Below are 10,289 nucleotides of genomic sequence, written 5' to 3' on the forward strand. Positions count from 1 at the left end.
ACCGGCAGCGATCGAGGACCGCCGCCGAACACCACACCGCGATCCGGCCGACGGCCGGACCGCGTCCCCGACAACTCTTTTCACGCCCGCCCGATGATCGCCGCGACCGCATCCCGCGCCATCTGCGGATTCCGTGCCGCACACGCCGCATCCGCCGCATCCTGGCACCGCTGCATATCCACCGCGGCCAACGCCGCCCGCACCGCGGGTAAGGCGGGCACCGACATCGACAAACTCGACACGCCGAGCCCCACCAGCACCGGCGCCAGCGTCGGATCCGAGGCCGCCTCACCACACACCCCGACCGACTTGCCCGCCGCCGCACCGGCTGCGCCGACCATCGCGATCAAATCCAGCACCGCCGGCTGCCACGGATCGAGCAGCTGCGCCAGCCCACCCGCCATCCGATCCACCGCACACGTGTACTGGCTCAGATCATTGGTCCCGATACTGACGAAGTCGAGATGCGCGAGCAGATCGGCGGCCCGCAATGCGGCCGCCGGGATCTCGATCATCGCCCCGACCTTCGTCAGCCCGGATTCCCGTGCCAGCGTGGCGAATCCGGCTGCCTCGTCGGCGGTGGCCACCATCGGCGCCATCACCCACAGCTCGGCCCCGGTCGCCGCGCCTGCGCGGGCCAGCGCTGTGAGCTGCGTGGACAGCGTCTCGGGAAATACCGTGCCGATCCGCAATCCGCGCACACCGAGCGCCGGGTTCTCCTCGGTGCCGAGGTCGAGAAACGGCAGCGGCTTGTCCGACCCGGCATCGAGGGTTCGCACCACCACTCGTCGCCCGGCGAACTGTTCGAGAACCGCTGTGTACGAGGCAGTCTGCTCATCCAAAGACGGTTCGGCTGTCTTCCCGAGATACATGAACTCGGTGCGGAACAGCCCCACCCCCTCACTGTCGACCGGCCCCGCTTTCACCGCGTCATCGACGGTGCCGATGTTCACCAGCAGCTGCACCGGCGACCCATCGGCGGTACGTCCCGGCCCACTGGCCGCAGCGATCCGAGCCTTGTCCGCCGCAGCCTGCTCGAGCGCGGCCCGCTGCTGTTCCGCACTCGGGTCGATCACGACCGCACCGGTGGCGCCGTCGAGCAGCACCGGCGCGCCTTCGACGAGTTGGTCGGTATCAGGGCAATTCACCACCGCGGGCAAAGCAAGGGACTTCGCGAGAATCGCGGTGTGGCTCGTCGGCCCGCCTTCGGTGGTGAGCAAGCCGACCACGTCACTGTCACCCAGCATCGCGGTGTCGGCAGGCGCGAGATCCCGCGCGACCAGCACGAACGGATACCCCGGTTCCGGAATGCCCGGCATCGGCAACCCGAGCAGCACCGCCACGGTCCGCCCGCCGATATCACGCAGATCCGTTGCCCGCTCGGCCATGTACCCGCCGAGCGCTTCCAGCTTCGCGCAGAACCCCTCGAACGCCAGGTGCACCGCGTGTGCGGTCGGCATTCCGGCGGTGAGTTCCTTCTCGGTGGCGGCGACGATGCCCGGATCGCGGGCCATCGTCGCCGACATCGAAAGAATCTCCGCCGCAACACCACTCACCCGCGCGGCCCTGGCAGCCATCTCGTCGGACACGCCACCGAGCGCATCCTTGACCCGCGCCAGTTCCTCGGTGACAGAGCCGCCGACCGGATCCTGCGCCGAGGTCTCGAGCTGCGAACCGAACCGCAACCACGGTGCGCACACCACGCCAGGACTCACCCCGAGACCCCGGATCACCTGTTCCGGCATCAGGCGGCATCCAGATCCGAGGCGATCAGGGTCGCCAACCGGTCGAGCACCGCGTCGGCGCCCTCGGCGTGCAAGGTCACCTCCGCTCCGTGGCCCGCGCCCAGTGTCATCACCGCGAGCACGCTGGCCGCATCGACCGGTTCGCCGCCTCCCAACGAAATCCGCACCGGCACCCCCGCGGCCTGCACGGCCTGGGTGAGTTTCGCGGCGGGCCGCGCGTGCAGCCCCACCTCGGATCCGACGATGACGGTGCGGGTGCTCATTGCCTCACTCACCTTCCGGCTTCTTGTCCAGCTTCTTGTGTAGGTCGGTTTCGACTTCGGCGACCGATGGTGCGTCGGTTCGAGTATCGCCGGTGGCGGTCGCGGCAGTCTCCGCTTCGAGCACGGCCGTGTCGGGCGCGCCGACCTCGACATCGGTTTCGGCCTCGCGACCGGGCGTGCGCAGGTTCCACTTCTTGATCACGAAACTGAACAGCACGTAGTAGATCACCGCGTAGCCGAGCCCGATCGGGATCAGCATCCAGGCGTTGGTGGCCTTACCGAAGTTCAGCAGATAGTCGATCGCACCGGCGGAGAATGTGAACCCGTCATGGATGCCGAGCGCGTTCACCAGCGCCAACGACGTACCCGTCAACAGCGCGTGCACCACGTACAGCGGCCACGCCACGAACATGAAGGAGAACTCCAGCGGCTCGGTGATGCCAGTGACGAACGCGGTGAGACCGGTGGACAGCATGATGCCGCCGACCAGCTTCTTCTGCGACGGACGCGCATTGCGCCAGATGGCGAGCGCGGCCGCGGGCAGCGCGAACATCATGATCGGGAAGAAGCCCGTCATGAACGTGCCCGCGCTCGGATCGCCTGCAAAGAAGCGGTTGAGGTCACCGCGCACGAGCTCGCCGGAGGCGTCGGTGTAGTCGCCGACGAGGAACCAGACCGTCGAGTTCAGGATGTGGTGCAGACCGGTCGGGATGAGCAGGCGGTTGGCCGCGCCGTAGATGCCGCCACCGACGACCGAGTTGTCCGCGACGCCCTCACCCACCCAGGTGAGCGCCGAGTTGAATGCGGGGTACGCGAACGACATGGCGACGCCGACGGTCAGGCCGGTGAACGCGGTCAGGATCGGCACCAGCCGCCTGCCGTTGAAGAAGCCGAGGTAGTCGGGCAATTTCGTGCGGTAGTACCGCTGCCACAGGATCGCCGACAGCAGACCCATCACGATGCCACCGAGGACGCCGTAGTTGATCAGCGCCTGCGCACCCTTTGGGTCGGTTTTGCCCTCGAGCACGATCGGCGACATCGCCTCGAACACGCCGTTGATCACCATGTAGCCGACCACCGCGGCCAGCGCCGTCGATCCGTCGGCTTTCTTGGCCCAGCCGATCGCGATACCGACGGCGAAAATCAGCGGCAGCCAGGTGAATACGGCCTGTCCGGCCGCCGAGATGACCGAGGCGGTGTTCTCCATCGCGGAGAAGCGGCCGAGGAGATCGTCCTGGCCGAGCCGCAGCAGGATGCCCGCCGCGGGGAGCACCGCGATCGGCAGCATGAGGCTGCGACCGAGGCGCTGCAAACCCGCGAACACTTTCGATTCTTGTTTGGGGGTGTCGGAAACGGCAGTCATGTCGACCTTCTTCGTGCCGGCTTCCCGGCGGTCTCGGCGAGGGAGGACCGGCTGGCCGGCCGATCCGGGTTAACTGTTGTGAACCGGTGTCCCTCACGGGTACTGTCCGGTCATAACCAGTTGTCAGTTTGACCAGGTGGACCTCGGATGTCAACCGCTGAATATGATGTGGCGCACATTCGAGGCTCCCATACTGGTACTGGCAACCACCGCGGAAAGGGAGAACATATGTCCAAAGCGGAAGCGATCGTCCAGGGCTTGGGCGGCGCGGACAACATCGTCGAGATCGAGGCCTGCATCACCCGGTTGCGTACCGAGGTGAAGGACGGCAGCTTGGTCGACGAGGCCGCACTCAAGGCCGCGGGCGCACACGGTGTCCTCAAGTCGGGCTCGGTTGTGCAGGTCGTGGTAGGTCCCGAGGCGGACACTCTCGCCGACGACATCGAGGACATTCTGTGAGCATCCCGGTCATTGCCCCCTTGCCAGGCAAGGTCGTGGCCCTGTCCGAGGTGCCCGATCAGGTCTTCGCCGAACAGATCGTCGGCTCCGGCGTCGCCCTCGACCCCGACCGCACCCGCGGCACACTCACGGTGACGGCCCCCATCTCCGGCAAGATCGTCAAACTGCACCCCCACGCCTTCGTCGTCCTCGGTCACGGGGTGGGAGTCCTGGTTCACCTCGGCATCGACACGGTGAAACTGAAGGGCGAAGGCTTCGAACTCATCGCCGCCGAAGGCGACACGGTGGCAGCCGGTGCCCCCATCGTCGCCTTCGACCCGACGAAAATTGCCGCTGCTGGTTACTCCGTCATCTGCCCGGTCGTGGTGATGGACTCCGGCAAGGACGCCGTCTACACTGACTCCATCGGCACCACCGTCGACACCGGCGGCCTGCTGTTCGACTCGCCGTAGCTCCCTGACCTGCTGCTGAACCTTTCGGCGCGCCGACCCGTAGTTCGTATCAGCGGGTCGGCGTCGATCCGTGTCGCATCGATGCAGGAGGTTGACCGGTGAGCGCAGTGGAGCAGACCAGTGGGGAGTTCGCCGAGCGGTTGTTCGGAGCGGCGCTCGGAACGGTCGACATTCTCGCCGTGCATCTCGGGGATCGGCTCGGGTGGTATCGGGCGTTGGCCGACGGCGGACCCGCTGATGCGGTGGAGTTGACGGCACGCGCGGGTGGGGATCGCCGGTATGCGCGGGAGTGGCTCGAGCAGCAGGCGGCGACCGGAATTCTGACGGTGACCGCGGATGGGCGGTTCGCGCTTCCCGCCGCAGCGGCGGAGGTTCTCACCGATCCGAGCAGCCTCGATTACCTTGCGCCACTTGCTCGGATGCTCGCGGGCGCCGCCGTGCAGATGCCCGCGCTGGTGCAGGCCTATCGCGACGGCGGTGGGGTCGGCTGGTCCGAATATGGCACCGAGATGCGCGAATCGCAGTCCGACATGAACCGCCCCTGGTTCGAACAGCGCCTCGCCACCGACCTGGCCGGCGTCGCCGACGTCCACGCCCTGCTCTCGCGCCCCGACGCCCGCGTGGCCGACATCGGCTCAGGCGGCGGCTGGTCCGCGATCGCCCTTGCTCGCGCCTACCCGAACCTGACGGTGGACGGGTACGACATCGACCAACCCTCGGTTGAGATGGCCACGCGCAACGCCGCCGACCTAGGCGACCGTGTCCGCTTCCACCATGCCGACGCCGCCGCTGACCTCCCCGAATCCACCTATGACGCGCTGTTCGCCTTCGAATGCCTGCACGACATGCCGCACCCGGTGGAGGTACTGACCGCGATGCGCAAAGCCCTGCGTCCGGGCGGGGCGGTGATCATCATGGACGAAGCCGTCGACCCGGAATTCGCCGCACCCGCGAGCGACATCGATCGCCTGATGTACGGATTCAGCCTGCTGATCTGCCTGCCAGACGGCATGGCCCACGCCGATTCCGCCGGTACCGGCACCGTCATGCGCACCACGACCTTGGCCGAGTACGCCGACAAAGCAGGTTTCACCGCCGTGGATGTTCTCCCGATCGAAGATTTCGGCTTCTGGCGGTTCTACCGGCTCATCGCCTGATCGGCCAACTCGTCGGTCTGCACCGTCCAGCGTTGGGCGAGATCGGCGAAATACCGCTGGCTGCTCCACAATCGGTAGTTGCCGATCACGTAGACCCGCCGCCGCGCCCGCGACACCGCCGCGTTGAGCACGTTCGGATTCGTCGCCGCCCACCGTCGCGACCCGCCCGCGGCGGGCGAGGTCCCCAGGATCAACACAACCACCTCGGCCGAATTGCCGTGCATCGCATGGACAGTGCCCACTTGGCGCTCCGCGAACTCCACCCCGAGCACCTCCCGCGCGACCTCACGTGCGCCGTCCGCGACATCCCGGAACGGACTGACTACACGGATATCGTTCGGTGGTACCCCGTCGTCGGTCAACTGCGCGAGCAACGCGCCGAGGGCTGCACCCTCACCGGGTATCCAATTACCTTCGGCCCGTGCGGATCTGACGTCGATCCACCGATCCTGACCGGGGAACGCCGGCCGATCCGGCGTACCGAATACGAGCAGGTCGTCGTCGTAGGCGATGTGATGGGTGAGCTCGAAAATCGCCCTGTCACTGCGCCGATGCACCCGCAACGGCGCGCCGACCCAGACCGGCGCCACCGAATCCGACGGCGTCAACCAGGTCCCGTACCGCACCCCACGATCGGCCGCCTGACGCGCCGAGGCCTGATCGGGCATCCATTCCGCATCGAGCCCGTACTGCCGCACCAACGCTTCCTGCGCCGAAGTAGGCAGCGCCCCAACAGGTCCCAGCTGACGATGATCACCGACGATCACCGCCCGCCGAGCCCGCCACAACCCGCCTGCCACCGACTGCGGTGCGGCCTGACCGGCGTCGTCGACGAACAACCACCCGAGCGCCTCGGACCCGAGCCCGGCGAACAAGCGCGGTAGTGCGGTGAAGGTCGTCGTGATCATCGGCACCGCGAAGAACAGCGTCTGCCACGCTGCCGCAATGGTTTCCGGCTTCGGTTCAGCGGCGAGCTCACCGCGGATCAATGCGATGGCGACGATCAGATTGTCGCGAACCCGTGGCGCCGCATTGAGCAGGAACGCTCGATGCAGTTTCAATGCCGACAGGAACAGCTCACGCCGCGCGTCCGCGTACTGCTCGTCCGCCCACGGATTGCACAACTGGAACTGCTCGTCATCGCCCGCGACATCACCGAACGGGATTGTGCGCGACCAGTTCTCGCGCCCACGTTCGATCACCTCGAGTGCCGCGGCCCGCCGCTCGGTCAACTCGACATGCTCACGAATCAGCGTGCGCCCGTGTTCGGCCGCCGTCGCCCACTGCTCGCGCGTGTACTCGACTTCGGTCTGGCGCCGCCGCATGTCCGCCTCGGCGATATGCCGTTCCCGCAGCAGTTCATTGCTGCGCGCACTCCACCGCCGACCCGACCGGAACCCCGTCGACAGCGACGCCACGAACCCCGGCTTCTGCCCGCCGTGCTCGGTGAGGAACTTGCCTGCCCGGTGATGGGCGGCCTGCGCGGCCCGCAGATGCTCGGTCGCCAGCTGGTGGCGTTCGCGCCAATGCGCATGTGCGTCATCAGCATTGGCGATCTCTGCCGACATCGTCTGCAAACCCGCGTTCATCGCAGGCAGTTCGGCGACCGCGTCGGCCACGTCCTGACGCTCCTGCGCGAGCCTGCGCACTTCGGTGCGACGAGTCGTGAAGTCCCGCACCGCGGTCGACCAATCCGGAATCGAATCCGGGTCGGCCTCAGCCTGTTTGAGAATGTCGAGCATGCCGCCGTTCGGGGTTCCGGTCTTCCGCTCGGCCGCGAACCGATCCCCGAACCAGAACTGTTCGGCGAACGTCCGGCGCGCCCCGCCCAGCGCCGCGGCCACCAACCCCCACGCCGGTTCGCCACCGACGAGTTCGGCCAGGCCGGTGAAGTGGTTGAGTTCGCCGTCGATCGCGCCACGCTGCTGGATCTCGGTCACCACATCGGCCGCGGTCCCGTCGCTGTCCGTCGCCAGTACCACCTCGAACCCGGTCACACAGTTCGCGAGCCGATGCGCGCCCACCGTGTAGTTCTTCGCCACCTGCACCTGCTCGGTGACCCCGGCGAACACCGCCATCGGATCGTCGAAAGCCGCCAGTTGCGCGGCTCGCTCGACCAGAATCCCGGCCAGCAGGTCGCGCAGCATGGTCGTCGTACCAGTACCCGGCGCACCGTGCACCGCGAAAATCCCGGACTCGCCCCGCAATTCGGACAGTGCTCGATCGACCGCGAACTGCTGTCCCGACACCAGCGGGTCGCCCGGCCAGCGCCCGTCCGGAATATGTTGGGGGAGTAGCCCTTCGACCACCGCGTCCTGTCGTTCCCGCACATCGATCCGCTTGTCGACGGGCAATGCTTGCGCTGCGGCGAGGTAGTCGCGCAGCGCCGCTCCGATATCGCCGCGGTCCACGGCCTTCGCGAGTGCGGCGAGATCGTCGCCCAACCCGCTGTTCAACCGGTCCTCGACGGCATCGTTGTCGGCATCACGCGCCGCGACCTGCACGCACTCCACCCGCACACCGCCGGCCCGTAACTCCGACCGAATCCCCAGCGCGGCACACAGTTCGCCGGTGAACGTCTGCAGATCACGCCCGGTCAGCCGGGGCGCCTCGACAATGTCGTCGGCACCCGGCTCACCGGCGAACCGCTCGGCGAACGCCAACGCCGACATCCCGGCGAGCCCGGGCGAGATAACCCCATCCGCTCCTGCCGCGAGCACCGAAGCCGCCACACCCCGGCCCGCGACATCCAGCGCACGCCACCGCGGCGCCGGACCGGTCTGCTCGGCATCGGGCTGCGCCTCGCGTGACAGCGTGTCGAGTGCGGCGGTGAACGCCGCCGCATCGTGCTCGAACCCGTCGGCCCAGCCCGCATCGTTCGGACCCGGCGCCCGCAGCCGATTGATCGCCCAGGCCAGCCCCGACAACGTTGCCGAACCCCCGACGACCACTCCGCTGTCGGTCAGCGTCGCCGCGAAAGCCGCTGTGGTCCCGGCCCGCCGAGCGTCGGCTTCGAGTTGATCCTCGCCGAAGGTCCGCACCAGCGCTTCCCGCGCGCGCCCCACTTCGAACAGGCCGCCGTACACGATGAACTGCCACACCCGCCCGGTCTTCAATGCGGGCAGGGCGGCCGGGTTCTCCCACGGCGCGAGTTCATCCGCCGCGAGATCGACTACCAATCCGTCGGTCTCGACGTCGGGCACCAGCTGCGGACCGAACAATTCCACGGTCTGCCAGAAACGCACGAGCCGCGCGGCGTGCTCGGAACCGCCCACGATGCACCCCAATCCGGTCGGCGATCATTGCAGACAACCCCGCTCACGGTACGCGATCAGGATTGCACCGGCACGCTACCCCGACGCTCCCGCCCGCCGTGGCGCGAACATCGGCGCTGGTCCTACCGCCGCGGCAAGCGTCCGCCGCCCCGCCGACGGACTCGAAACCCGGGAAAACCCTTTGACCGCGCCATCGTCGGCCGCGCACGCTGGGACCATGGACGACTTAGCCCGCGCCGCAGACCTGTTCGTGCTCCGTGAGCTGCACGAGCAGGACCTGTCGATGGTCGCTGCCGAGGCCCTCGCACGGGGGCTCGACAGCCCCGCGCTGCTCGAGCTGGCCTGTCTGCACCGAACCGACTGCGGCGCAGCGCCCGAACTGTTCCGCACTGCGCTGGCCGAACTGGATGTGGTGCACGACTGGGCGGCGTGGGAGGTCGATGTCAGGGTCGGCCGGGCGCGCGACCACACGACAGCTCTGCTGGCCGATGAGGGCTCGCTGGCCCATCACCTGGGCTGGATCACGGCGGACCTTATGGAAGTGGCTGGATACCCGGAGCCGCTCGCACCGGAACTGGAAAGCCTGGCCCGCGAGTTCGAGGCATTGTCCGAGTACTTGGACTTCGCCGATCCGACGACGATCCGCGAACAGATCCGACAAGCGTGTCGAACCCTGCTGGCAGGCCCGCCTTACGTGCCGGTGACCCCTCACCTGGTCACAGCACCACCTGAGCTACGGCCTGCGCGGTGGCGTCGGTTCGTGGACGCGTTGCGGTCCAGGCGCGCGATCAGCGCAGAATCATCTCCGCGACGGCTTTCGGTGCTGCCAGCCATTCACGAACGTTGTTGCGTACCTCGGTGACGCGCCTGCAGTCGCAATAGGCGACCACGCCCTCGGCCTCGATATCTGCCGCCCGGCACAGCGCCACCGCGCGCGGCAGATGCTGATACTGGCTGACAATGATCGCCCGGTCGACCCGGAACATCGACTTCGCCCGCTCACAGGTCTCCCGGGTGGAAAGACCGGCACCATCCGACCGAACAATGGCGGGGTCGATGCCGTGGTCGAGGAGATAGCGCGTCATCGACGCGATCTCGTCGCCCGACGAGCCGCCGGCATCCCCGGACAGCAGAATCTGTCCGGCCTTGCCCGCCTCGACCAACTCGATAGCCACATCGAGGCGTCCCCGTAGATAGGCCATCGGAGTTCCATCCGGCGCGACCCTGGCGCCCGGGACGATCACGACCGGCGCGCTCGGCGCGGCCGACACATCACTTCTATGACCGGACGACAAAGTCCACGTCGCAGTGTTCGCCCCCGCGGTCACCAACACGAGGCCACCTGCCAACAGAAGTCCGGCCCTTGCGATGCGCCGCAACCGCCGACGCTCCCCACTATCTTCGTCCGCCATACGCCCTTTCCTACATGAACACCGCGAAAATATCCCCTGACTAGGGGATTTGACATTGCAATTGTCGACACGTAACTTTATTCGAGTCAGAGCGACACGGACACCGACTCAGCCGCCCAGCGGTTCGAGACACGAGGTAGGACGTTGAGCGCCTGACTGATCA

General features: G+C 67.5%; 9 protein-coding genes. 4 read left to right on the top strand and 5 right to left on the bottom strand.

Annotated features, from left to right (window positions below; all coding sequences use genetic code 11):
- Positions 1-80: 80 nt before the first annotated feature.
- From ptsP to ACFW6D_RS29200, 3 genes are read right to left on the bottom strand one after another with little or no spacing between them, the layout of a single operon-like run.
- Positions 81-1,745, bottom strand: a complete 1,665-nt coding sequence (gene ptsP, locus ACFW6D_RS29190; RefSeq protein ID WP_379333392.1) for a phosphoenolpyruvate--protein phosphotransferase — start codon at positions 1,743-1,745, stop codon at positions 81-83.
- A complete protein-coding gene (locus ACFW6D_RS29195; protein WP_379333394.1) occupies positions 1,745-2,008 on the bottom strand; it encodes an HPr family phosphocarrier protein in 264 nt (87 codons plus the stop codon). Before ACFW6D_RS29195 ends, ptsP begins: the two co-directional genes overlap by 1 nt.
- 4 nt (positions 2,009-2,012) lie before the next feature.
- Positions 2,013-3,371, bottom strand: coding sequence for a PTS transporter subunit EIIC (locus ACFW6D_RS29200; RefSeq protein ID WP_379333396.1), 1,359 nt, complete (start codon positions 3,369-3,371; stop codon positions 2,013-2,015).
- A 228-nt stretch (positions 3,372-3,599) separates the two neighbouring features.
- Here ACFW6D_RS29200 and ACFW6D_RS29205 point away from each other — a divergent pair, with 228 nt between their 5' ends.
- The 3 genes from ACFW6D_RS29205 to ACFW6D_RS29215 all read left to right on the top strand — a co-directional run bounded on the left by ACFW6D_RS29205 (position 3,600) and on the right by ACFW6D_RS29215 (position 5,439).
- Entirely contained in the window at positions 3,600-3,830 is a 231-nt protein-coding gene (locus ACFW6D_RS29205) for a glucose PTS transporter subunit EIIB (RefSeq protein WP_379333398.1), read from the top strand.
- Positions 3,827-4,282, top strand: coding sequence for a PTS glucose transporter subunit IIA (locus tag ACFW6D_RS29210; RefSeq protein WP_379333400.1), 456 nt, complete (start codon positions 3,827-3,829; stop codon positions 4,280-4,282). The genes ACFW6D_RS29205 and ACFW6D_RS29210 overlap by 4 nt, the downstream gene beginning before the upstream one ends.
- Before the next feature lie 98 nt (positions 4,283-4,380).
- Complete coding sequence (locus ACFW6D_RS29215) at positions 4,381-5,439, top strand: class I SAM-dependent methyltransferase (RefSeq protein WP_379333402.1); 1,059 nt, start codon at positions 4,381-4,383, stop codon at positions 5,437-5,439.
- On the opposite strand, the gene ACFW6D_RS29220 is transcribed toward ACFW6D_RS29215, so the two are convergent.
- Positions 5,421-8,714 (bottom strand): DEAD/DEAH box helicase, encoded by a 3,294-nt coding sequence (locus ACFW6D_RS29220; RefSeq protein ID WP_379333404.1) that lies wholly within the window; start codon positions 8,712-8,714, stop codon positions 5,421-5,423. The two genes, ACFW6D_RS29215 and ACFW6D_RS29220, sit on opposite strands and share 19 nt — an antisense overlap.
- Before the next feature lie 217 nt (positions 8,715-8,931).
- Here ACFW6D_RS29220 and ACFW6D_RS29225 point away from each other — a divergent pair, with 217 nt between their 5' ends.
- Positions 8,932-9,576 (top strand): hypothetical protein, encoded by a 645-nt coding sequence (locus ACFW6D_RS29225; protein WP_379333406.1) that lies wholly within the window; start codon positions 8,932-8,934, stop codon positions 9,574-9,576.
- Here ACFW6D_RS29225 and ACFW6D_RS29230 read toward each other — a convergent pair.
- Positions 9,503-9,985: a vancomycin high temperature exclusion protein gene (locus ACFW6D_RS29230; RefSeq protein ID WP_379333408.1), complete on the bottom strand. Its 483-nt coding sequence runs from the start codon at positions 9,983-9,985 to the stop codon at positions 9,503-9,505. The two genes, ACFW6D_RS29225 and ACFW6D_RS29230, sit on opposite strands and share 74 nt — an antisense overlap.
- Positions 9,986-10,289: the final 304 nt, after the last annotated feature.

It is taken from the genome of Nocardia sp. NPDC058705, from assembly GCF_042749305.1.
Lineage (GTDB): Bacteria > Actinomycetota > Actinomycetes > Mycobacteriales > Mycobacteriaceae > Nocardia.

Excerpts from the sequence above, each read along its gene's own strand:
- ptsP (WP_379333392.1), bottom strand. The coding sequence starts at position 1,745 with ATGCCGGAACAGGTGATCCGGGGTCTCGGGGTGAGTCCTGGCGTGGTG.
- ACFW6D_RS29195 (WP_379333394.1), bottom strand. The coding sequence starts at position 2,008 with ATGAGCACCCGCACCGTCATCGTCGGATCCGAGGTGGGGCTGCACGCG.
- ACFW6D_RS29200 (WP_379333396.1), bottom strand. The coding sequence starts at position 3,371 with ATGACTGCCGTTTCCGACACCCCCAAACAAGAATCGAAAGTGTTCGCG.
- ACFW6D_RS29205 (WP_379333398.1), top strand. The coding sequence starts at position 3,600 with ATGTCCAAAGCGGAAGCGATCGTCCAGGGCTTGGGCGGCGCGGACAAC.
- ACFW6D_RS29225 (WP_379333406.1), top strand. The coding sequence starts at position 8,932 with ATGGACGACTTAGCCCGCGCCGCAGACCTGTTCGTGCTCCGTGAGCTG.